This is a genomic window from Halobaculum sp. MBLA0147 (assembly GCF_041361345.1).
GTDB lineage: Archaea > Halobacteriota > Halobacteria > Halobacteriales > Haloferacaceae > JAHENP01.
Genome location: NZ_JBGKAD010000005.1, coordinates 153,511 through 178,189, shown reverse-complemented (window position 1 = coordinate 178,189; position 24,679 = coordinate 153,511). Strand labels below are relative to the sequence as shown.

Here is a 24,679-nt window from a genome sequence, read left to right as displayed (position 1 = left end):
TCCGTGTCGCGCCTGCGTCCACCGCACCTCTTGCCGGCCCTCACCGCGGGGCGAGTCGACCCTGCCGACGCGATCGACGCTGGGATCGACGCACTCGACGCGGCGTCCGATCCGATCCGGGAGTGGGCACTCGAGACGCTCGTTGAGGCGACACGCACCGAGCCGGACCGGATCGCAGACGTGGCCGACGCGGTCGAGACGTCGTTCGGCCCCGGACGAAATCTCACGGACAGCGAACTGACGGCGCTCCGTGCTCTGGGAGTCAGGCGTCCACGTGCGTTCGAACCGTCGGTCGAACGTCTCGGAACGGCTCTCGCTACCCCCGACGAGACAGGCCTGGACCTCGCTCTCGTCGCTCGGTTCCTCGGCGACATCGGGGCAGAAGCCCCCGGCGTCGTGAAACCCGTCCTCGGGAGCCTCGTCGACCTCGTCTCGCACCAGGAGCGTGACGTGGCGACGACCGCCGCGTGGGCGGTGGTGAGGGTCGCGGCGGCCGATCCGGCGATGCTCCGTCCGGTCGTCGCCGGTCGTGTCTGGAGTCTCGACGCAGACGATCCGACGACGGTCGCGACTGCCCTCGAGACACTCGGACGAGTGGGGGCGATTCTCCCGCACCGACTCGCCGGTGTCGACCGGATCGTCGCGCTCACCGAACACACCGTCCCTGCCGTCCGTGTCGCCGCGGTCGAGGCACTCGCCGAGACAGCGGGGACGACCGACGACGGGCTCGGTGTTCCGGCTCCAGAACGTGTCTCCGAGTTCCACGACGAGATCACCGCGCTGCTCGACGACCCCGTCTCCGACGTTCGTCATGCGGCGTTGGACGTACTCGAACAGTGTGGCGACTCGGATCCGGCGGTCGTCCACGACCGGATCGACGACGTCGTCGCTCGCACGACGGACTCCGACCCCGCGGTTCGGCGCGCTGCGCTCGACGCCCTGTCGAGTACACTCGACCCCCGTGTGGTCGACGTGCGTCGACTCGTCTCGCTCGCGCTCACGCGACTCACAGACGAGGAGACAGAGGTGGCGGCCGTCGAACTCCTCGTGGCACTCGCCGACGCGTTGCCCGACGACCACCTGGAGACAGTGCTCGTGACCGACGCACTGATCTGGTACGAGTTCCTGTCGAGCCCGCCGTTCGGTGCGCCGGCACCACTCGACGCGGTCGAAGGGGCAGGTGACTCCGTGCCAACTCCGTCACGGTACCTCGACGTGGCGACCTCACTTCGTGACGCCGACACGGAAGAGTACCGACACGGCTCGGTGCAACTCCTCGGCCTCGTAGCGCGGTGTACCCCCCGTCGTCGACTCCGTGCGATCGGGTCGCTGCAGGCCGCGCTCGCGGACGAGACGGCGGCGGTCCGTCGGCGGGTCCTGTCCGAGTTCGAAGCACTGGTCGAGGCCGCTCCGGCCGTCTCTCCGGTGATCGCCCCCATCGCCCAATCGGTTCACGCGTACGATCCCCAGGTGCGGGACGCGGCCGCGTCGGTGTTGGTCGCCTGCGATCGGATCGACGCCGACCGTCTCGAACGCGCGACAGCGGTGCAGTGTGACATCGTCGCCCGGGAGCTACGCTCGGAGACGGAGCCCGACGACGGCGACGGACTCGACAGTCTCGTCGACGAGGCTCTGTCCGGGGAGTCGTCCACTGGGAGTGGCGTCGACACGCTGCAGACACTCGTCAGGGTGGCACCACGGCCAGTCGCGGCTGCGGCACCGTCGCTCCTCGACGCCGCCGATCCCGACAACGAGGCAGTCGAAGCGCTCGCACTGACGCTCGCGAGAGCCACCGCGACAGCAACGGAAGCCGTCCCGCCCCCCACCGACGTGGTCGACGCGATGATCCAGTCGTCCGACGCGTCCCCTCGACTCGTTGCACGACTCTCAACACTGCTCATCGTCGGCAGTCACGACGACGAGACACGCTCGCGAGCTGTCGACCGCCTCCACTCGGTATTCGAACGACGCGGGGGACCCGCGGCGACGGGGTGTCTCGAACTTCTCGCAGCACACGAACCGCGCGTCACCAGTCGCCTCCTCGTGACGCTGCCACCGCTCCAGTCCGTTCGTACTCACGTCACCGAACCGCTGACCGAGTGTGTGACGGGACACCCACGTCTCTCGCTCCAGTGTCGGGATCGAACGGGTCCGTACACACCCCGACAGACACGCCGAGATCGATCGGTCGATCCCGACACTCTCGCCGAGATTGCAGCCGACGCACCACAGACTGTCCCTGCGACCGCCACAGCCCGAGACGGACTCTGCAGCGGTGACGGGGGGGTGACGGCGACGCTCCTCCGCGCGACCGGCTCCCTGCCATCGATCCCGAACACCGACGAGGCCGTGTGGACACGTCACCCGAACGCGGAGACACGACGTGTCGCTCGCGACCGTGTCGACTCACCAAGTGGGTCCTCAACGACACCGCCACAAGCTTCCCCCGAGATACGGCCTCGCTCCGTGGGTGTCGACTCACGAGGGTCAAACTCGGAGCCGGCCGGCGATCCGAAGCACGGTGACAACACTGTAGTCGATCCCACATGTGCGACGCGGACCACCGTCGACGAACTCGCGACACGGGTGGCTGCGCCGCAGCGTGCAGTGTCACAGACGGCAAGTGAGCGACTCGTCACGATCGGGGCTCGACGCCCCGCGCTCCGTCCGTACGTCCGGCAACACCTCCTCGCGAGTGTCGGTGGGCTCGAGGACGTGGTCACCCGTGAGTCCGTCCTCGGTGCACTCGTGACGCTCGCGCCACGAGGACCGTCTGATCTTTCGACGACGGCCGACTCGTCACCGGCGACGCGCGACCGCCAGGACGGAGACACGCTCGGGTCGACACTCGTTCAGTACGCACGGTTCGGGACCCCGGCGACTCGCGACACGGCACTCTGTGCGCTCCAGACGGCTCTCGGCTCTCTCGTCGGCGCCGTCGACACGCGGGTCTTCGTGGAGCGTCTCCGCGACCCGGACGATGTCGTCCGTGCGCGGACGGCTCGAACACTCGCAGACCACGTCGGCGATGGAGTCACGGTCACCGACTCACTGGTGGACGCCCTCGTGGACGCACTTGACGGACCACGTCACGTGGCCATCGCCTGTTGTGTCGCACTCGGTCGTGTCGGAGTCGTTCACCCACCTATCAGGGACCGAGTCGTCGCAGCACTCGAGCGACACCTCACGTCCCGCGCACGTGGTGTCCGACGCGCGGCAGCCACCGCACTGGCACGTCTCGGACGCAGCGACCCAGGTTCGCTCCGTTCCGCGTCCGACACCCTCGTCGGACGGCTCCGGGAAGACGACGCCGTCCAACCCGAAATCGTCCCTGCGGTTGCGACACTCCCGCAGGAGACACTCCCGCGACCCGACTGGTGGGTTCGTCGACTCTTCGACGTGTTGTGCGATACCGAGGACGCGGGCATCGGGAGTGTGGCAGGGCAGACGCTCCGGTCACTCGCCGACACGTCACCGAGCCCCGTCGCGCGGCAGCTCGAGGGTGTCGCGGAGCAGTTACACGAGGAGTACGACGAGGCCATCGTCTCGGGGATCGACGCCACGAGTGCGACCCGATCGACGCTGTACTGGCTCCTCCGTGTGGCGGCGAGGTGTCACCGTCACGCCGTCGAGGGCGTACCACTCTTCGGCTGGGTACTCCCCGACGTTCTCGACGGTGCGACACCCAGCTCGTCGCGGTTCGCCGAGTCCACGTCGATTGCGGGCGGCCGGGTGAGCGCCCACGGACTCGCACGGATCGCGGCGCGTGTCGCTGCACTCGGTGGGGTCGACTGTTACGAGACGGTGCTCGACGAGTGGCCGGGACACCCACGAGTGCCAGACCCGGAGCCGGAGACGGTCGTACGCTACCTACTCGCCGCCGAGACGGGTGTCGAGTCGATCCCCCTCGACACTGTGGTCGACAGTACCTCCCCGCCGTCCTCAGAGTCTGTCGTGGAAGCGCTCTTGGGTACGACACAGCCGACGGCTCGGAGTGAGCGGTTCTACGACGTTCTCCGAGTTCTACTCCCGCACACCGAATCGACCGCGCTCCACCGGCGTGGGGTGTCTCGACTACTCGACACCGTCCGTGACGACAACTGGGCGGCCCGACGCCGTGCAATCGACACACTGGCACGACTCGGAGAGACACACGTCGTCGCGGCCGACGAGGCGCTCGCTCACCTGATCGACGCGACCGACGGTGGACAGCGAGGCCAGAGTCCGGCCGCGTCCGCACTCGTCGACCTCTTGCCCCACGCAGAGGTGGACGCAGACTACGTCTTCGGTGCTGCCGTGACACGCTGTGAGCGGCGTGCCGCGGCGCCGAAGCGAGTCGAAAGTGCCGTCCGCCTCGTCGGACAGCTCGCCTACCGACACGAACGGTTTCGGGAGCGTGCCGCGACGACACTCGTCGACGTACTTGCAGACAGTGACCGGTGGACTCGTGATGCCGCCGCGACGGAAATTGAACGGCTCCACGGAGTCGATTCGGCCGTCTTCGGCCCGTACGAAGATCGACTCGCCCGACTGGACGACTCGTTCGACGCTTGAGGGTGAATACTGACACGAGTCGAGACGGAGCGCCATTCTCGACGCGGTACGTTCAAGTTCCGACCGTCGGACACACGTCCCGTGAACAGCACTGGAACGTTCGGCGAGGCGAGTTCCTGACCATGGCACTCGTATCGAAGTACCACACGAACCCGTGGTTCGCGTCGAGTCGGAGTTCGGCCAACGAACGACTCGTCGACGCCGTGAGCGAAGGCGACGAAGTCACGATCGAACTCGACCGTGTCGTCTACACCAGTGAGTTCGGTTCGACGACGCCGATGGACGGTGAGCGGTTCACGCTTACGTGTCTCGACGCGACGACGGACTACGTCGCGTTCGAACACCTTCCGGATGAGACAGTTCGGCGAATCGAGGCCGGAGGCGACGAGGTCGAGGAACTCCACTGTCGCGTGACCGAAGTGAATCGAAAGGCAGTCGGAGAGCCACTGTGGCTTGAGCCGACTGAGGAGGGTGGAGACACGGAAGTGTTCGGCGCCGAGACGGACTCCGAGACGGAGGTGTTCACCGGAGAGAGTTCGACCCAGAGTTCGGTGTCGTCTTCCGGGAACACGTCGAGTGGCGATACGACTCGAGACTCGTGGGCGACGTTCAATTTCTGTCCGGAGTGCGGTCGTGATCTCACCCCGGTGGCCAGCCCGAAGTTCTGTCCAGAGTGTGGTCGGGAACTCCCGTGAGCGAGCTGACCGAGCCCGTGACGAGGTCGACCGGCGAGCCGATACGTGGACTCGCTCTCGACGTCGGGACAGCACTAATGTGGTCGTACACCGTTTGGGACAGTGACAATGAATAAAGACCGTGTACAGTCGATAGTTGACACGGCCGAGCGCGATCCGTCAGCCGTCGACATCGACGAGGCACGATCAGCACTCGATCACCCCGACGCGCAGATTCGAAACGGGGTCTTGTACAGTCTCAAACAAGTGGCCGACGACGATGTCCAGCGAGTTCGTCGCTACCTCGACGACATCGCTCCGCTGTTGTCCGACAACGAAGAGACGAACCGTAACCTCGCGGCCGCGATCTTCCAAGAAGCCGCGAAGGTAGATCCGAACCGAATTACCGACTACTTCCCGGATCTGGCACCGCTGCTTGACGATCCCAACGAGTACACGCGCCACTACGCTGCCTTCACGTTCAGCGAAGTGTCGAAACGAGACCCACGACAGATTCGACGATACCTCTCGGATCTGGCACCGCTGCTAGACGACCCGAACGAGACGACACGCAACTTCGTCACGTTCGCCCTCAACCAGTTCGCCAAAGAGCGTCCCGCCCGCGTGCTGGATTGGTTAAGCGGCCTCGCACTCAGACTCGACGACACGAACGAGTACACGCGCCACTACGCCATGTCGGCGTTCAAGGAGGTGGCTCGAGATCACCCACGAGAGGTCCGACAGTACCTCACGGCTATCGTGTCCCGAATCGAGGACAGTGTTGAGGAAACTCGGAACTTCGCTGCATTCGTCGTCAAGGAGATCGTCGAGACCGACCCAGAGGCGGTTCTCGATCACCTCGCGACACTGTCTGTGGGCCTCCGCGATCAAAACGAGTACGTCCGTCACTACACAGTGTACACGTTTCACGAAGTGGCGCAGGTGAATCCGGGTCGTGTGGCGACGTTCGTCGACGGGCTCGAACCACTCACCGACGACCCGAACGAGAACACGTGCGACTTCTCCGAAGCAACGCTCGACGAGATCGACGCCGAGACCCGAGTCGATCCCGACCCTGGGTCTGGGTCGCTCGAGACAGAACCGATCGAGAAGTCCGAGACAGTCGTGTGGGACGGGTCTGACGACACCGAGATCGAAGACAGCACGAGCGACACGAAAATCTACGACCCGGAGTGACTGTGGACGCCGACGGACGACACACGAGTCAGGAATCCGACGTGGGATCGAACACTTCGGTGTCGGAGGTCGTGTGATTCGTTCCTGTCCCCGAGGTAGTACCGTACGCCTCCGTCCCGGTGGTCGACGGTCCAGCTAGTGCATACACGTCGTTGCCGCCACCGACGTAGATTGTGTCGTCGACGACTGCGAGTGAGTCTGTCACTGGTCCCGTGTCGAACCGCCACTGTGTTTCCCCGCATTCGACACTCAGTGCGTACAGATGTTCGTTGCTACCGACGTAGACTGTGCCACCTACGACCATCGGTGAAGCGTACAGGGCGTCCCCGATCTCCCGGGACCACTGTTCGGTTCCGATCGTGGCGTCGAGTGCATACACGCTGCCGTCTCCACCCGCGGCGTAGACGGTACCGTCGACGACTGCCGGTGACGAACTCACACCGTCGTCGGTCTCGAACGTCCATCGTTCGGTTCCACTCGCTGCGTCAAGCGCATAGACACTTCCGTCTCCGATGAAGACAGTGTCGTCGACGACCGTCGGTGAAGACATCACGTCGCCCCCCGTCTCGGCGCGCCACCGCTCCTCCCCAGTCTGTCCGTCGAGTGCGTGAACGTAGTCGCTTCCACCCCCAATGTAGATAGTTCCGTTCACCACCGCCGGGGACGACCAGATCTCGTAGGAACTGACACTCGTGGTCCACCGTTCGGCTCCGTCGGCTGCGTTGAGCGCGTAGACGTTCCCGTCGAAACTCCCCACGTAGACGGTGCCGTCAACGACTGCGGGCGACGAGTGCACGCCGTCGTCGGTCTCGAAGCGCCAGTGTTCACTCCCCGTCGCTGCATCGAGTGCAACAACTTCCCCACGCGGGTGCACGCGTCCGAGGTAGACTGTCCCGTCGACGACCGCAGGATTACCGTCCAGTCTTGGACCGACCTCCAAGCGCCACTGTGGATCTCCGTCCAGAGTGAATACGAAGACACTGCCAGCTTCGGTCGTACAATACACCTGCCCGTCCCACACCGCCACGTCCGACAACCGTTGGATCTCGTGTGTCCACCGGACGTTCGGAGAAGCTGTCGGCCCAGTGGCCCCCTCCATATCGAACCTGTGTGTCGAGTTGTACATCCGGACACGCCGCATACGTGGTTCGGCGACTGCCACCCACCTAACTGTATCGCTGGATGCACTGACATCTCAAGCCCCATTCGAAGTCCTCCAGGGCACTCTGGGCTCCACTGTCGGAATCTGATGACTGGCCGAGCGTTGAAGTCGGTGCGCCGAGTGCGGGGCGGTAGTGAACACGTGGACTGCGTACCGAGGCGGCCCGGCACGAACGGGATCACTCGCGGGCGTCGACCCTGCCCGTGATCCCAGTTCCGAGACGGCGTGGACGGTCCAACTCGCAGGGGGAACGGTACTCCCGGATATGATCCGCGTTGCCGCTGAACGTGTCTACGTCGGTCGCAGTGACGGGCTCTCGGTTCTCGATGCAGCGACGGGCCAACAGCGCTGGCGGTACACCGACCACGCTCCGGAGGCTGGGCTCACGATTCTCCCCGACTCGAGCCCGGCAGTCCCCGACGGGGTGTGCGATGGAGCGGACGCGGTCGTCTTCCTCGCCCACAGTGATGGAATCGTACAACTCAGAGACGACGGCGACCGGGGGCAGGTCGTACGGACGACCGACGCTACCGTCGACACGTCGGCCTCGTCCGTGCTCTGTCACCCACCGGACTCCCGATACATTTACGCGGTCGTCGGCAGCGGAAAGACCGACGACCGCCGTGTAAAAGTCCTTCCGATTGGTGATCGGTCTGCCGGCGTGTCCCTGCGCGCACCTCGGATTTCGAACTCGGTGTACTCCCCACTCAGTGCCGGCCGAGTCAACCCGACAGCTGGCGAGAACGGGACACGGGTGTACGTCCCGACTGGGGACGAGTGGTTTCCGAAGAGCGTGTCGATCGTCGAGGCGCACTCTGTCGTCGGGCAACTGACAGAGATGGGTGATCTCGATCCACCGATCGTTCCGAACGAGGAGGTACTGTTCGGTCGGTACAGAGATGCAATCTCAACCCGTCTGTTCGAAGGACAAGACCTGTTTCGGTGCGATCTGTCGCGAGGTCTCGACACACCCGACTGGTCGTCCGGATACTGTGTCGCAGACCACGCCCCAGTCGTTACGACCGACCGACTGGTCTCCACGTGCAGACGCGGGGAGACCCTCACTGCAGTCGATCACGACGGTTCCGACCAGTGGACAGTCGACCTGGATGGGGGACGGACGGATCAACCTGATCCGATCGCCGTCGGGGATGTCGTGTACGTCGTGGCGGGAGATTCGCTGCTCGCCTTCGATCACCGCGGGAACGAACTCTTCGACTACACACCGGACGCGCCGATCACGGCGCTCGCTGGAGCCGATCCCGGCCTGTACGTCGGGACCAAATCGGCGGTACACGCACTCACAGACGTCGACGGAACACGTGTGTTCGCGCCGTCCCACAGCACCTGTCCCGACTGTGAGTCGAACCTCGACGAGTACGATGCTCCGGACTTCTGCCCAGAGTGCGGCCACGCACTGTAGTGGAGTTGCCTCACCCTGGGGGTGTCGTCGACTGGACCGTCCACCGATCCGTTAGCGAATTCCCGTTGTCTGCGACCAACACGTCCGCAGAGATCGAGAGGTTCGACGGATCCACCGCTTCGGCGAACGTCAGTGTGAACAACGACACCGGCTCCGAGCGCCCTTGCACCGACTGTGACAGGTCCGCACCGCGAACGCGGACCCGCTGTGAGCCCGAGCCGCCTTCGACGATCTGGAACTCCTCACCGTCGATCGCTCCGGCGTCGACACTCGTGAGTTCCACACTGTCGTGACTGACGCTGAACGCGAACTTCTGTACCCCGTCTGGTGCGCTCTCGAGTTGTACTTCGACTGCGGGACTCGTCGAGTCCGTCGGTGTCGCCGTGGCACTGTCGGCGGCAGGCGTTCCGTCACCACCGTCGGGACCGAACCCGAGACAGCCACTCACACCGAGTATCGCTCCGACACCTGCCGCGAGCGTCGCCCGCCGCGTTACTGCGGTGGTCTCACCGGAGTGACCTGCCGCAGTAGTCGAGTCGGAACCGTCCGTCGGCGTCTGCTCAGTTCGCCTCTCGTTCGTCTCGACAGGCTGTGCACCGTCTGTTGATCGAGGTGTGTGGTGATCGTGGCTCATTCGAATGCGAGTGCGATGGCGTCGTCGATGTCGAGGTCCCCGTCGCCGTCGAAGTCGAGGGCCGTTACCTGTTCGGCGTTCAGTGTGTCCGGCGAGACGAACGCCAGCGCGATGGCGTCGTCGAAGTCTGTGCCGCCGTCACCGTCGACATCTTCGTACAATCCATCCCCATCGAGGTCGCGTGGCGGAGCACCACTGCCGACGGTCGGCAACGGTGCCGGGAACACACCACCTGTCGACACGGAGAGTGTCATCAGATCTGGTGAGAGTGTCTCCCCGTCATCGTCTTGGAACGAGGGTACACGGAGGCTCACGTTCTCCTCGTCGAGCGCGCCGGTGTACGTGAGTGTGACGAGTGTTTCGGAACTACTCGTTTCCTCAACGGCCCCGGCCAAGTCGACGAACTGGAGACGGGTTGTCCGCGACTCGTTCGCCTGTTCGACGATGCGGGTTTGTCCATCAGAGACCAGTGCAGGACTTACAGTCTGGACCGTTGTGGGACGACTCGTCTCGACAACGACACTCGCCTTCTCGAACCCATCCGGGAGTGCGTCGACAGTCACCACGACAGTCGTTGTAGGTCCCGCATCAACGACACTATTGGTCTCGTCGTCACCCGAGTCCGTGTCGTCCCCATCAGTTCCATCTTCGCTGCCGTCGGACTCGTCTTCACCGTTGTCAGATCCGCCTTCGACGACCGCGAGTCTGGCGGCGGGCGTCGCAGTGACGGTGTAGCTGTTCCCAGCTTCGTCACCCAGCGCGGCGACTGCGACATCGACTGTGGCATCACCTGGTTCGACTCCAGTGACAGTGACATTCGCGACCGTCACTTCGCCGTCGTCGGCCGTGTCCATCAGTGCAGCCTCGATGGACGCACGTTCACCGTCGTCGGATACGGTGACGTTCGACGTGCCAGGGTCACCCGCTACCTCGACCCCGTCGATCTGCGCCTCACTGTCGACAGAGACCGTCGCATCGATCGCACCGACACCGTTCGTAGTGCGGTCCACGACGACCGAGAACGTCGTCTCCGCGCCGACGGCCGTCTCGCCGCTCGTCGGACTCAGTCTGACTGTGGTCTCACCACCGTCTGACGACTCATCCGACTCCTCAACTGGGATCGTGACCGAGTCCTCTGCGAACTGGGTGTCGTCCGTGTCGGCCTTGCTCGCGACGGCTGTCACTGCACCTGCGTCGGTCGTGGCCTCTCGAATCTCGACCTCGGCGACGCCGTCAATCCCCGTCTCGAACGTCTGGTCACCGACCGTCACTGTCGCGGCAACTCGGACATCGGTATCCTCCCGTGTGACAGTGAAGCCGACCGTATCACCGACCGTTACTGCCGATCGGTTCGCCGTGACAGACAACGAGACGGTGTCTGTCGCGTCCAACACCGTGACCGACGACCCGAGCGTCGCGGCGACATCGTAGGGGTCTCCATCCTCGTCACCCAACGCCGACACCGATAGGTCAAGCGTCGCGTTACCAGGCTCACTCGCACTGATCGTCACCTCGGCAACCGTCACCGATCCGTCGTCAGAAGTGTTCATCAGCGCACCACGGAGCGTTGCACTTGACCCGTCGTCGGCGACTGTCACGTCCGAGGTCCCTGGATCGCCAAGGAGCGTCGCCGACTCAATCTCGACCGCGTCACTGTCGGTCGACACCGTTGTCGTCACGGCACCGACTCCACCATCTGCGTCGTCGACAACAATCTCGAGTGTCTGTGTCTCTCCGTCGGTCAGCTCAATGTTAGCAGGCGTAAGCTCGACATTCGTCGAGCCGGCTGCCGTGCTCGCTGCTGCAGAATCATCTGACACGATCGTATGACTCGGTCCCTGTGTCGCGGAGACCAGCGGAACTCCAGCAGTCGAAGCGACGACGAGACCGACCACGACGGCGACAAGCAAACGCTGTCCCGTATGTGATGTAATCGACACCGTCAATCACCCCTCCTCTTGGAGTGACGCGAACAGTGCTTGCACGTCTGTCACGTCCACCTGACCGTCTCCGTTGAAGTCGAACAACTCGGGGTTATCCTGTACGGCCGCCGAGTCGAGGTTCGCGAACAACGCCTGCACGTCGACCACGGAGAACTCACCGTCTCCGTTCACGTCCTCAAAGAGACCGTCACCGTCGGGATCTGTGGCGACGTTCCCGTCACCGGTCACGTCTGGCGCGTCCGGTGTCGTATCGGCCCCTTGGAGTGCGTATACAAGTCCGTCCGTACTCGCAGTGTACACAGTGCCGTCGACCGCCACAGGTGGTGCGACGACGTTGTTCCCCGTCGCGAACGACCATCGTTGCTCTCCCTCCGTGTCGTACGCGTACACATTATTATCAGACGATCCGAAGATCAGTGTGTCCCCGACGAGAATCGGTGAGGTTGGGTTCCCGGAGAGATCGGTCGACCACTTCGCCGTTCCCAGTGCTGGATCGATCCCAACCAATTCGCCGGTCGCAGCCGCGTACACGGTGTCAGCTGTCGCTGTCGGGTACGTGCGGACGTTGCTGATGTCCGTGTATCGCCACTCCACTGATCCACTCGCAGCGTTGAGTGCGACGACACCCTGTGTTTCGCCACCGGCCCACAAGCCGGCGTAGAGGCTCCCATCCACCGCTGTCACGGTCGTGTCGAAGTTTATATCATCATCGGCGTATTCTAATTCGGTTTGCCACTCCCGCTCCGGTGACTCAGCTGTCGGGTCCGCAGTGAACGACGACAGGTAGACATCACCGCCGTAGTCGTCATTGGGATACATCACGTACACGCTCCCGTCAGAGACGGTCACGGCGAGTTCGTCGTTTCGTGCTGCGCTAAGATTGTTTTCAAACGAACCGCCGCTCCACTGTACCTCACCACCCGTTGCGTCGATCGCGTACAGTTTGCCACCGCTGCGGGTGTACAGAGTTCCGTCGGACACTGTCGGCGTTCCGACTTGGCCACCGACATCGACCGCGAACTGACCGTCACCCGTCGCCGCAGAGTACGCGAGGAGTCTACTGCCGGCCGGGACGTAGACGAGTCCACCGGAGACAACGGGCCCAGAGTCTAGTGACTCATCGTGGTTTCGAGACCACTGCTCGGCACCCGTCTGTGCGTCCAGTGCGTACAGCGTCCCACCGGTGGTGCCGACGAAGACTGTTCCATCGACGATGATGGGTTGTGTAGTTACCTTGCTCTCGGTGTCGAACGTCCACTGTGCTTCGACACCCTCAGTAGGCACAGAGCCGCCAGGGACATGGCCCGTGTTCGCCGCGTCGTACCTGAGCATCGAAGCGCCACCAGTAGGTGCGACGCTCGGCTCATCTCTGTTGGTTGTCTTCCCTGTTGGTGACCCACGCTGTTCTGCTGACGCATCAGTCGCTCCGAGACCGACGCCAGCTACCCCTGTGACCCCAATGACACCGAGTGTCTGGAGCCACTGCCGTCGACTCTCGGTGCAGTTTTGTTCAGTATCCGTCACAACGGGACACGATTGTAGGAAACCTGTTAAATCCAGCGAGGTCGCTCACTGCCCTGTGAGTTGTCTGATCGGTGGATATGGAAGCTGCCGGGTGATTAGGATGAAATTATTTTATTTTGCTTACATAAGTTATGTTTGATTATTTCAGCTAAATTTTCTAATCCTACTAACACAGACATGAGTAACCAATTCTGACAGGTCCCTATCTCCTCAGAACACGAGAGCACTTGCAGGGTGGTGTGTCTGAGGCCGGTAACGGATTGCAGGAACACTCGCACGGTGGTGACTGCTTCGTCAGGGGAGCACAACAAGTTCGCTCGCGGCGAGCACGAGCTGTGGATTCACACCTTGGTAGCCGTGACAGCCTTCGGAGGCGTGGTGGACTCCTACGTCGACCAGGGTCGATTTGGAGAGTCGGAGGCCGACTTCGCGCAGGTGGCGGTGTTACTCCACGACGGTTGGAAGCACGGTGACTCGGTCAATCGGTTCGTCGAAGGACTTGAGTCGTTCCCCGAACCCACCCCACCGTGTCCGCTGTTCTCGGTCGGTATGCATCGCTGGAGTACCGCCCATCGGAGATGCACTTCTCGCATCGCCGGTTGGACAGTCATCGGTCCCGTCCACCGAAGCGACGGTCGACAGTTCGGGGTTGACGGGCATCACCAAAGTGGCACTCACCGGGGTCACGTCAATCCGGACACGCCCGGTCGGTCTCGTTGCACGAAGGATCGGCGCTGGCTCCTTCGAGAGAGTTCGGAGGTAGTTCGACACACCCCACTGTGTCCGCTGTTCTGGGCCGGGTCAGAGCGAGAACAGCGGACACGGTGGTGTCGGATGGTTCGAACGGACGATGCTCTACCACGAAGCCGTCGAGTAGCACCTCTCGACCGCAGATTTAGACGAACCAACGGACGGAGCGACTTCACCGACACACCCACCCCACTGTGTCCGCTGTTCTTTCGGACCGGTAGGCCTCTGTCTCCCTCAGCGCTTTTCTAAACACATCTTATTCCAGAATAAACCTCTACGCTGCGTGCTTAGTGAACGATACTCACGCACACATCATAAAAGTACCTATATTCACAAAGCCGTCTCACAGGTCCCTCCCCCGCCCCGTACGTTCTGTAGAGAACAGCGGACACAGTGGGGTGGGTGTGTTCCCACCAATACATATAAAGAACGAGAACAGCGGACACTCCGGACGCGGTGGTTTTATCAGGTAGCCGTCCGACCCCCGGTGTGAGATGGGGATGTTCGAGCGGGACACCGAGATCTACCGGGACCGCGACGCTCTTCGCGAGGACTACCAGCCCGAGACGCTCGTCGGCCGCGAGGCGGAGATCGACACGTACCGTGCCGCCCTCCAACCCGTGATCAACGGCGAGCAGCCGAACAACATCTTCCTCTACGGGAAGACCGGGGTTGGGAAGACCGCGGCCACGCGGTACTTACTCGACCACCTAGAGGACGACGCAGCGGAGTACGAGGATCTTGACCTCTCACTCACGGTCCTCAATTGCGACGGTCTCACCACCTCCTACCAGGTCGCCACTCGACTCGTCAACGAGTTCCGCGACGAGAACAACCAGATCTCGACGACGGGCTACCCACGAGGCTCCGTCTACGAGATGTTGTGGGAGGAACTCGACGCCTGCGGCGGGACCATTCTGGTCGTTCTCGACGAGGTCGATCACGTCGAAGACGACTCCGTCCTCTACCAGCTCCCACGAGCGCGGGCGAACGGCAACCTCTCGGAAGCGAAAATCGGGATTATCGGGATCTCCAACGACTTTTCGTTCCGCGAGGACCTCTCCCCGAAGGTCCGCTCGTCGCTGTGCGAACAGGAGATCCACTTCCCCGCGTACGACGCCACGGATCTCGAGTCGATCCTCTCTCAGCGCGCGGAAGTCGCGTTCCACGAAGGTGTCCTCGACAACGGCGTGATCCCGCTGTGTGCTGCCTACGGAGCGAAAGACGCCGGTGACGCTCGGCAGTCACTCGACCTCCTGATGAAGGCCGGCGACCTCGCCCGCGACGCCTCGACCGAGGTCGTCCAGGAGGACCACGTCGAACGAGGCCGCCGCGAACTCGAACGTGGCCGGATCAAGGAGGGGATCACCGGGTTGACACAGCACGGTCACCTCGTGTTGTACGCACTCCTGACGCTCGAACTTGAGGGTGAGACGCCGATCAGGTCCCGTGATGTCCGCCCGCGGTACACTCGCTTCGCCGAGTTGGCCGGACGCGATCCACTCGTCCCGCGACGGATGCGCGATCACCTCTCCGAACTCACGATGCTCGGGATCGTCGCCGTCACCGAACGCAACGAGGGGCGTCGCGGTGGGACCTTCCGCGAGTACGAACTCGACATGGACGAGAACCTCGTCGTCGAGGCCATGGAAGGAACTGTCGAGGATGTCGGCGTCCACTCGTCCGTCCAAGACCTCCTGATCGAAGACACGGAGCCCGACATGGTCGACGCCTCCGTCAGCGACTTCGGGACGAGTGAGTGATCGGGTGAGTGAGCGGATGAGACGGTCGGGTGGTGGGTGAAGCGTTGCCACCGAGTCGAACGAACTCGGAACGAACCAGACTCGGAACGAGCAGTCGACGACTCCGAACCCACCCCACCGTGTCCGCTGTTCTTCGCCACTCTGGGGAGTCCATCGAGCGGACGAGTCGTCGGCCGAGAGACGAGGCGTTCGGCGAAGATCCCACACCACCGTGTCCGCAGTTCTCGACCGAACAGAGTCCTCACGGCCTCCGGTACACCACGGTGTCCGCTGTTCTACCGATCATTCGACTTCTCCCGACTGGAGAACCGCAGCACTGGTCGCTCTTCCCCGTACGGACCCACCCCACCGTGTCCGCTGTTCTGGGCGACGGCGACCACAGGCGGGTCGGTCTCTCGGGAACCCACTCCACCGTGTCCGCTGTTCTTGACTGGCATGGGTCGCTGCGGAGTAGGCCAGCCGTGGACTGTTCTTCGGGACGGTCGAGTGATCACACCCCACCGTTTCATGTGTTCTGGTGGAGGAGGTCGTCCCTCACCCGATTCAAACTTCGACAACTCCCATCCCACTGTTTCATCTGTTCTTCCCGACGAGCTCGCTGCTCGTCTAATCCACGTGTCGACCCACACCCCACCGTTTCATGTGTTCTGACAGGGAGACTCCCAGTCCCCGAGAAACTCAGGTTCCTGACTGCAGTGCGGAATCTTCGACAGATACGTTGTTAGACCTCGAGAGACGGCGATTCTTGGGGGCTGCATGAGGCAACACTCTTCACCGACGGTGGTGGAAGTGTCGGAGTGCTCCACCTCTCGAGTCCATCCGAACCCCCACCCCACTGTTTCATGTGTTCTGGGCAGACAGACGGAGGGAGGGGGGCAACCACCAACTAGAGAAGCACATTTGACAAGAAAAGACTAAATAGACGCGTCTAGAAGTGTCCCGTACTGCAGTCCCAGTTAGCGGTTGAGGTAGCATCACAGTCGGTTGATCCACCGGCGACGAACCCCACCCATCCCCCTCCAGCGAGAACACTTGAAACAGTGGGGTGGGAGTTCCCGACACTCTCCGACTCTCCACACCTTCGTACTAGCTCCACGACGTTGAACCTGAACGGCTCTCCTAGACACCGCCGTGTAGGTATTTACCACCGGCCCCCGTGAACGTAGAGAATGCGCGACAGTTGGCAGTCCGTCCTCCCACTCGTGGCGATCGTGATCCTCGCGGGGTGTTCGGGGGGCGTGACCGACGGCGGAGTCGCAGGGACCCCGACGCCCGAGCAGACGACCCCGCCGTCGACGACGACTGCCGCCGCCCCCGACGGCTCGGTTGAGATGCACTTCATCAACGTCGGCCAGTCGGCGAGTACCCTGATCGTCGGGCCGACGGGCGAGACGATGCTGATCGACACGGGCGACTTCCGCACCGACGGGAAGTACGTCCTCCAGTACCTCAGAGCACACGACGTCGACCGGATCGACCACCTGGTCGTCACGCACAACGACGCCGACCACATCGGCGGGAACGCACCCCTAATCGAGTACATGGAGACGGAGGCCGACGGGATCGGGGCGATCTACGACCCCGGCATCGCCGCCAACACGCAGACGTACGAGCGGTACCTCGACGCCGTCGAGGAACACGACGTGCCGCTGTACGAACTCCGCGAGGGTGACCAGCTCCCGTTCGAGGGCGTCGACACGCGCGTCCTCGGCCCGCCAGAGCCGTACCTCGACGCCGACACGCGCAACGAGAACGGGATCGTCCTCCACCTCGGCTTCGGACGGACGAGTCTCCTCCACACCGGCGACGCCGAGGAGAAGCAGGAGTCGTACCTCGTCGACACCTACGGTGACTCGCTGGCGGCCACCGTGTTCAAGACCGGGCACCACGGGAGCGACAGCAGTTCCCGTCCGGAACTGCTCGACGCAGTCGACCCAGCCGTCGCGATCGTCTCCAGCGCCTACGACTCACAGTACGGCCACCCGCACGAGGCGGTGTTGCGGCGGCTCGCCGACCGCTCGATCCCCACGTACTGGACCGCCACCCACGGCACGATCGTCCTCGAGAGCGACGGGTCGACGGTGACGGTGCAGACCCAGGCCGCCGCGCCGTCGGACCCCCTCTCGCTCCGCGACGCGGACGAGGTTAAACCGGGAACGTCCGGTGCCGTCGAACCCCGCGCTACCGTCGCTGGCAGTGCCGGCGTGCCAGCGCAGACGGCTACTCGCGGGCAGACCAGCACGCCCGCACAGACGGCCACAGCCAGTCAGAACGAGGCCGTGACCGACGGGGGAGCCGACCGGGACGCGCTCGCACTCGTCGATGTCAACGCGGACGCGGCGGGCTCGGACGGCGAGAATCTGAACGACGAGTACGTCGTCTTCGAGAATACGGGTGACGCGGAGCTGGACCTCTCCGGGTGGACAGTGGCGGACGCCGCCGACCACGTGTACACGGTCCCCGACGGGACGACACTCGCCCCCGGCGAAGAACTCACGCTCCACACGGGGTCCGGCACAGACACGGCGAGTGACCTCTACTGGGGTGCCGATTCGCCGATCTGGAACAACGCCGGCGACACCGTGATCGTCCGCACGCCAGATGGCGAGGTCGTGATCGAGGAGGCGTACGATGGGTGACGATACGCTCCCAGAGGGGACACACTCGGCGGTCGTCGACCGTTTCGAGGGCGACACGGCAGTCCTCGAGGTGACCGTCGGCGAGGAGCGACGACAGTCGACTGGCGGCGACGACCTCCGCCAGTGGACCGTCGCCCGCGAGACGCTCCCGACGGCGGCGCGCCACCAGGACGCGGTCGTGACACTAGCCGTCGACGGGACTGGACAGGTAGAGATCGCGTACGACGAGACGACGACCACGGAGCGCACCGAGGCAATGCAGGACCGGTTCGACCGACTCTCTCGTCGTCTGGACGAGGACGACGGGTAGGCGACCTGACGGTCACGGCGACTGTACAAGTCGTTGTCCCGTTCCCACCGCATCGATCACCAGCGCGACGATATCGCCGTCGGCTGTCACGAGAACGTGCCCGGTCCGGAACTCTCCCGGAGCGAAGTGTACCATCTCACCCGCAGCAATACGCACCCTCTCACGGTCTCTGCCAACGGTGAACACGATCGTCTCGGAGAAGACTCAGAAGACATCCCATTGATCGTGGTGGATGTGAAACCCCGACGAGTCGTTCTCACTGGGGTCAGCTCGAGGTGATTCATCGCAACGCTATCAGTGTCGAGCACACCGGAGACCGGACGACGGGATCGGTGGTTCACACGGCTTCTAGTAATGCTGCCAGAGAGATGTCTGACGAGTGATCCCGTCGGTTCGCGCTTGCACGGACCCGGCTTGTTCGAACATCCCCCACGCTAATGCACAACTGCCAGTAAAACTGTGATATGAGCGATTCAGAGCAACTGGAGGAGCCTGTGACGACACGTGTATCGCAGAAGGGGCAGACGACGATTCCGAAAGAGATCCGCGACAGACTTGGAATCGAACCTGGCGATCGGGTGGAGTGGACCGACGACGGCGGTGAGATCACCATCAACAAGCAGATTCCAGAGTCCTCCCGCGGCGCGCTTCGACCGGAGGACATGACCGACGAAGAGGCCGAGGAGTGGGCCCAGCAGATGGAGGACTACGTCAGAGAGAAACGCCGGACAGAGTGGAACGGCGACGCGACACCGTCGGAGGAGCAGTGAGATGGCTACGTACATGGCCGACGCGGTTGCGATGTTGCGGCATCTCGTCGGGCGAGACCCCGAGCGCGTCGCGGACATCTTCGATCGGGCGAACGAGGGCATCGACCTGATCGAAGCACCTCCGACACAGATCGCAGAGGTCGTCGACACGATCGAGAGCGGGCAAGCGGAGGCAGGGGTCGACCCTGCTGGATCGGGTCGAGAAGCCGTACGAACGTTGCTCGATGGACCAGTCGAGGTAGCGAACCTCGACAGAAGCGTGTTCTTCCGTCTCGACAACCTCTACGACGTCTACACGATGCACGACGCGATTCTCGTCGCCGCTCACAAGAGCCGTCAGACAGACGGGATTCTCACGAACGACGAACAGATCCGGACGTACGACGGTGACGCAACTGTCTGGGGGTGATGTCGCGCCACCTCAACGGACTGGAATCCCTGACGGCAGGACGGAACAGAACCTCGACTCCACTGCGGACCTCTGGATATGGCTGGACCCCGATCGTCTCGTGATGACGGTCCGAACCCTGGCGTCTCGATTCCTGTTACCAACTACTCCAGTTCGGTCCTCGTCTCAGAGAACCGTCTCTCGGGTGCACCACCCCACACCATATTTCCGGAGTCGTGTCGGACCGAGAGACTAGAATGTGGTTCCATCCCTCTCCTACCCACCCACACTGGATTTCCGGAGTCTTCCTGGGTCTCAGTCGAGAGCACTCTACTACCCTACACCACGTTTCCGGAGTCGAATTGAGATGGAGGACCGAACACCAGTGTTGGACCCGCGCGACTCGACCACCCCACACCGGATTTCCGGAGTCCGACGCGGACCACGCCGCACCAGGAACACCACCCCACACCACATTTCCGGAGTTTCCTCACCCCACACCGAAGTCACTCCACCACCCACTGGACACACTCAACGAGCACGTCGAACGAAATCCTGCCCACTCCGCCTCATCGGGAGGTCGAGGGTGCCAGTACAGGACACCACAGAGACCCTCCAGTAACGTCTGACAGACACACCACATTTCCGGAGTTGAAGGCCGGTAGAGGGTCTGGTATCACGGTAATTGCTGGATGCGAGTCAAACGTAGCCAGTGACGGACTCGTGGGTGCCGAGCGCTTCGATGGTATCGTCGAGCGCGGTCACCATCACGTCGACTGGGTGTGCGAGTTCGACCTGGATGTACTGGCCACCGACCTGGCCTTGGTTCTGCTCGTCGATGTGTACGGCACCGAGCATCTCCAACTCCCGGAGGAAGTCACGGACACGCCGGAGTGTGAGCCCGTCGACGGCCGCGAGATCACAAATCACCTCGTACCGCTCGTGGATCGGCCGCGTTCTGACCGGTGTCTCCTCTTCGGCGGCCAGCGTCGCGAGTGCGTACAGCGTGTAGCGACTGTGCTCGTGGAGCGACCGGATCCCCTCGATGATGTTCTCTCGTTCGACACGCGACTGGCCCGTCTCGACATCCGCTTCGGTCACCGTCTCGCGGTCGTCGTTCCGGGCGATGTCGCCAGCCGCACGGAGGAGGTCGAGCGCCTCGCGAGCGTCACCGCTCTGCTTCCGGCCGTAGGCGGCACACAGCGGAATGACTCCCTGTTCGAGGGCCCCGTCTTTGAACGCCACCTCGGCTCGCTGCTGGAGGACGGCCCGGAGTTCGTCGGCGTCGTACGTCTCGAAGAAGATCTTCTTCTGACACAGCGAACTGTTGACCTTCGGGCTCAGCTGGTCGCTGAACGTGAGGTCGTTCGAGATTCCGATGACGCCGATCCGCGTCTGGTGGAGGTTCTCGTTCTCCTCGGCCCGAGAGAGCTGGTACAGGATCGAGTCTTCGCCCACCTCCGTGTGGTCGACCTCGTCGAGAACGAGCAGGACGATCGGCGTCTGGGTGGGTGGAGTCCCCTCGGCGATCTGGTCGAGTTCCCGCCACATCATGTCGTACACCTCGCTGGTGCTGTACCCACTCTCACTGATCCGGTCGTGCGGGTCGCGAATCGCGTTCACGATCGCGACCGCGACACGGTACGACGTCGAGAGTCCGTCACAGTTCACGTGGATCGACTCGACGTGTGTGTCGTCGTACTCGGCCACGTCCTCCTCCAGCGCCGAGACGAGGTACTTCGTCGCGGCCGTCTTCCCGACACCCGTCTTCCCGTAGAGGAAGATGTTGTTCGGGTCTTCGCCCCACACGGCCGGTTCGAGGTACTCCTTGTACTGGGCGAGTTCCTCGTCTCGCCCGACCAGCTCTCTCGGCGTGTAGTGATCCGAGAGAGCGTCGCGATTGGAGAACGGCGTGCTACCGCGAGAGAATACACGGTCGCTCATCACCTCACGGATGTGACGGGGAGTATATAAAACCACCCGGACCGGCGTTTCCGGAGTTTCCGGAGTCCCCGCACACACACACCAGATTTCCGGAGTCCATTTCGGACGGGGTGGGAGACCGAGAGTTGACCACAGCAAGCTATAAGCCATCGCTAGCATATAGCAACCGCACGTCGTACATCTACGAGCGATTAACAGGACAGAGACTGTTATTTGAAGATACGTAGCCATTCCGTCTGTGCCCCCCACCCGCAGGTGTGGTCGGAACTCCGGAAATCTGGTGTGTGTGTCTGCGCTCGACTACCGGTCAGGTCTGGAACGTCGCCCTGGCTCGTCGGCACGGAACCCGCGCCGCCGGCCGTAACGGACGCGGCCGCGTAGCGTCTCCAGTTGCGTTCGGCTGGCTCGATACGACGGTCGCGACGCACGGACTACCCGTGTGGCGTACGGCAACGCTCGGTAGATGGTGTGCACGCTCGATGTCCTCGCCGACCTTCGCGTCCCTGAAGATGACTTTCCGAGTCGAAGAGCCCACGAGTAATCGACGTGGTAGACAGTTCGTTGACACTGAGCGGTCGAGGGCCTCCGGTCGAAAACCAATTAGGCGGATGCACACAACCGTATACACGTGTCGAAGCGCATCTACCTCTCGGAGAAGGCCTACGACCGCCTCGCTGCCCACAAGGCGGACGACGAGACGTTCTCGGACATCGTCCTCCGACTGGCTGGCGAGCGGTCGCTCCTCGACCTCGCCGGGATTCTCGACGACGAGGAGGCGGACGCGGTTCGTGACGCCGTCGCCGAGCGTCGCGAGCGACGGAGTGGGGACCTCGAGGCGACGGCCGACCAGTTGGAGAACGCATAGCGTGCTCTCGACACCGCGGCTCTCGTCACTCCGATGAACAGACTACTGTCGCGTGGACCCGCATTGGCCGATTAGTATAACTTCTCGTCGTCCGAGACACCGATAGTGCGTGGAGACGACGGTCGAGTGATCACCGCCGGTGTCGGTGGATTGGGACTCGTCGACATCGCGCTGCGACTCGTTCCCGAAGCCCTCGGTGTCGGGGACGGAATCGTCCTCCCGGCCGCACTCAAACTGATCACCGAGGAGACGATCACCTCGTCGGAGCTCGGCATCGCGACTGGTCTGGTCATGCTGGTCGTTCCGGTGCTGTATCTCACGCCCCGACTGTTCCCGCGCGAGTTCTTCACCTCGCGACACAACATCGTTCTGCGGACTGTTGTCGGCGTGAGCGTGTTGGCTGTAACACTGTACACGAGAGAGGCGATTCTGGTTCTCGTCGTCGGTGAGTCGACGTGGGTGCCGGTGACACCATCTGTTCGGTCAGCTGTGCAGTTGTTGGTCGGCATCATCGTCGGCCTGATCGGCATCCTGTACCTCCCTTGGGAGCGGGTCGGCTCTGCACCCCGTGTGAGCGGGCCGTCGACGGGGGCCGCCTCTGGCGGGTGGTCCGACGTGGGCGACGGTGGAGCGTGGCCATCGGTCGCCGACCTTGACGCACCGATGGGGCCGCTCGCGACGGCGACGTTGCTGGTTGTCGGGGTCGGCGTCGTCTTGGCGACGGTGTCGCTTCTGTATCCGATTCCGGAACTGCTCGCAGTCGGTGTCGGACTCGTGGTTCCCGTGGCGGGGGTGACGACGCGTACTGTCGGCCTTGAGGTTCCGTGGATACAGTCTGGAGATCAGCTGACCGACATCGCCGAACCACTGGTGCTCGCCGTCCGTTCCGTCTGGGACGGTGTCGGTGGCGCAGCGGTCTTCGTCTACACCGTCGTCATCCTCTACAGCCTCTCACTGGCTGGCGCACAAGATGTGGTCTCACAGTTCCAGCAGCACGGCCCGTTCGTCTGGGTGTTGTACGGCGGCACGGTACTCGTGCCAGTCATCTACGCCGTCAGGTACGTCGAACGAGCGTATCGCCACCTGCTCACTGGTGGTGTCGTCCACGTCCCCTACGGCATTATGCTCCCAGCAGGTATCCTCTCGGGACTGGCTGCTGGGGTGAGCCGAGCGGGATTCGAGCGACCTTCAGAAGTAGTGAGTGCGTGGACGACGCCGATGCTGTGGCTTACTGTCGGTGGTGGGGTCGTGGCGCTGGCACTGGCGTTTCTCCCTCGGTGGCGTCGGCGAACTGCGAAAGCGACCGGTGGCCCTGAGGTTGGTCTCTCGGCACCCGAACGTTCGATTCCAGTTGGGCTCGCCGGGCTCGCTGGGTCACAGGACATTACCGCGAGTCTCGTCACGTACCACTTGACGAGTCGAACGACCGTAGCCGGAACGATGCAGGCACTCGGGGAAGCAGCGGTGACCGGGGGGCTCGTCGCGGTCGTGATCGTCGTCGTCCCGTGGGTCGGCGTGTACCTGTTCGTGCGAATCGTACGGACGCTCGTCCGAGCCGTTCCGGTTCTCGGCCGTTAGTGGCAGTGTCTCAGACCAGTCGGTCGAGTCCGACACGTCGGTCTCGAATATCGGCCGATTCGATCCGAGTCGCACGTTGTGATGGCTTTCCAACCAGACGACCAGCGACTCCCCATGCTCAAAACCCCGTCACGGCTCCGTATAGTCGAGTAGATCTCCGAGACGTGCGACGGCCTCGTCGGGCCACTCCGATCGAGCCGTCGTCGCACAGTGCAACCGACGGCACCGAGCAGGCGAGTCGAAACTGTCGAGTGTGATCACCGGTGCCGTTCGGCGCTCGCACGCGGCTCGCCACGGGTCGGACGACTCACACCTGAGGTAGGTCACACCCTCGACGCCGTCGAGTTCCGAACGTCGACGCCGATGACGGCCGGCTGTACTCTTCGCGGCGACGAGGAAGAAGGGGTCCGCGACTTCGGTCTCCGCGACGACGGCGTCGACAAACTGCTCCATACTGTCGGCCGTCCACGCGCAACTCACGTGGTTCGAGACGCGCTCGACGTACACCGTCGGTTCGACGGGGAGCGGGACGCCCATACACGTCGATCACTCGCGACCCGA

Annotated in this window: 17 protein-coding genes; 11 read left to right on the top strand and 6 right to left on the bottom strand. The window is 63.3% G+C overall.

The window, feature by feature from the left end; translation table 11 throughout:
* Positions 1-3 precede the first annotated feature (3 nt).
* The 3 genes from RYH80_RS19635 to RYH80_RS19625 all read left to right on the top strand — a co-directional run bounded on the left by RYH80_RS19635 (position 4) and on the right by RYH80_RS19625 (position 6,425).
* Entirely contained in the window at positions 4-4,554 is a 4,551-nt protein-coding gene (locus RYH80_RS19635; protein WP_370905802.1) for a HEAT repeat domain-containing protein, read from the top strand.
* 122 nt (positions 4,555-4,676) lie between these two features.
* Entirely contained in the window at positions 4,677-5,249 is a 573-nt protein-coding gene (locus RYH80_RS19630) for a hypothetical protein (protein ID WP_370905800.1), read from the top strand.
* Between the two features lie 108 nt (positions 5,250-5,357).
* Positions 5,358-6,425, top strand: a complete 1,068-nt coding sequence (locus RYH80_RS19625) for a hypothetical protein (protein WP_370905798.1) — start codon at positions 5,358-5,360, stop codon at positions 6,423-6,425.
* 28 nt (positions 6,426-6,453) lie between these two features.
* Here the strand turns inward: RYH80_RS19625 and RYH80_RS19620 are convergent, their stop codons facing one another.
* Positions 6,454-7,566: an outer membrane protein assembly factor BamB family protein gene (locus RYH80_RS19620; protein ID WP_370905796.1), complete on the bottom strand. Its 1,113-nt coding sequence runs from the start codon at positions 7,564-7,566 to the stop codon at positions 6,454-6,456.
* 154 nt (positions 7,567-7,720) lie between these two features.
* Here RYH80_RS19620 and RYH80_RS19615 point away from each other — a divergent pair, with 154 nt between their 5' ends.
* The gene (locus tag RYH80_RS19615) at positions 7,721-9,010 is read left to right on the top strand and encodes an outer membrane protein assembly factor BamB family protein (RefSeq protein ID WP_370905794.1); all 1,290 of its coding nucleotides are present in this window, start codon (positions 7,721-7,723) and stop codon (positions 9,008-9,010) included.
* A 10-nt stretch (positions 9,011-9,020) separates the two neighbouring features.
* Here the strand turns inward: RYH80_RS19615 and RYH80_RS19610 are convergent, their stop codons facing one another.
* The 3 genes from RYH80_RS19610 to RYH80_RS19600 form a co-directional block, all read right to left on the bottom strand.
* On the bottom strand, positions 9,021-9,458 hold the full coding sequence (locus tag RYH80_RS19610) for a hypothetical protein (RefSeq protein WP_370905792.1): 438 nt from the start codon (positions 9,456-9,458) through the stop codon (positions 9,021-9,023).
* Between the two features lie 182 nt (positions 9,459-9,640).
* Positions 9,641-11,323: a hypothetical protein gene (locus tag RYH80_RS19605; RefSeq protein ID WP_370905790.1), complete on the bottom strand. Its 1,683-nt coding sequence runs from the start codon at positions 11,321-11,323 to the stop codon at positions 9,641-9,643.
* A 267-nt stretch (positions 11,324-11,590) separates the two neighbouring features.
* Positions 11,591-12,919, bottom strand: a complete 1,329-nt coding sequence (locus RYH80_RS19600; RefSeq protein ID WP_370905789.1) for an outer membrane protein assembly factor BamB family protein — start codon at positions 12,917-12,919, stop codon at positions 11,591-11,593.
* 1,436 nt (positions 12,920-14,355) lie between these two features.
* Between RYH80_RS19600 and RYH80_RS19595 the strand changes: the two genes are divergently transcribed.
* The 5 genes from RYH80_RS19595 (at position 14,356) to RYH80_RS19575 (ending at position 19,752) form a co-directional block, all read left to right on the top strand.
* Entirely contained in the window at positions 14,356-15,624 is a 1,269-nt protein-coding gene (locus RYH80_RS19595; RefSeq protein WP_370905788.1) for an orc1/cdc6 family replication initiation protein, read from the top strand.
* Positions 15,625-16,793: 1,169 nt separating this feature from the next.
* Entirely contained in the window at positions 16,794-18,263 is a 1,470-nt protein-coding gene (locus RYH80_RS19590; protein ID WP_370905787.1) for a lamin tail domain-containing protein, read from the top strand.
* Positions 18,256-18,573, top strand: a complete 318-nt coding sequence (locus RYH80_RS19585) for a DUF3006 family protein (RefSeq protein ID WP_370905786.1) — start codon at positions 18,256-18,258, stop codon at positions 18,571-18,573. The genes RYH80_RS19590 and RYH80_RS19585 overlap by 8 nt, the downstream gene beginning before the upstream one ends.
* Positions 18,574-19,037: 464 nt before the next feature.
* A complete protein-coding gene (locus tag RYH80_RS19580; RefSeq protein WP_370905784.1) occupies positions 19,038-19,343 on the top strand; it encodes an AbrB/MazE/SpoVT family DNA-binding domain-containing protein in 306 nt (101 codons plus the stop codon).
* A gap of 1 nt (position 19,344) precedes the next feature.
* Complete coding sequence (locus RYH80_RS19575; protein ID WP_370905782.1) at positions 19,345-19,752, top strand: hypothetical protein; 408 nt, start codon at positions 19,345-19,347, stop codon at positions 19,750-19,752.
* Positions 19,753-20,430: 678 nt separating this feature from the next.
* Here RYH80_RS19575 and RYH80_RS19570 read toward each other — a convergent pair.
* Positions 20,431-21,675: a Cdc6/Cdc18 family protein gene (locus tag RYH80_RS19570; protein ID WP_370905780.1), complete on the bottom strand. Its 1,245-nt coding sequence runs from the start codon at positions 21,673-21,675 to the stop codon at positions 20,431-20,433.
* A gap of 628 nt (positions 21,676-22,303) precedes the next feature.
* Between RYH80_RS19570 and RYH80_RS19565 the strand changes: the two genes are divergently transcribed.
* Both RYH80_RS19565 and RYH80_RS19560 read left to right on the top strand, forming a co-directional pair.
* Entirely contained in the window at positions 22,304-22,540 is a 237-nt protein-coding gene (locus RYH80_RS19565; protein ID WP_370905778.1) for an antitoxin VapB family protein, read from the top strand.
* Between the two features lie 126 nt (positions 22,541-22,666).
* Positions 22,667-24,118 (top strand): hypothetical protein, encoded by a 1,452-nt coding sequence (locus RYH80_RS19560; RefSeq protein WP_370905777.1) that lies wholly within the window; start codon positions 22,667-22,669, stop codon positions 24,116-24,118.
* Positions 24,119-24,247: 129 nt separating this feature from the next.
* On the opposite strand, the gene RYH80_RS19555 is transcribed toward RYH80_RS19560, so the two are convergent.
* Positions 24,248-24,655, bottom strand: a complete 408-nt coding sequence (locus tag RYH80_RS19555; RefSeq protein WP_370905775.1) for a hypothetical protein — start codon at positions 24,653-24,655, stop codon at positions 24,248-24,250.
* Positions 24,656-24,679 lie beyond the last annotated feature (24 nt).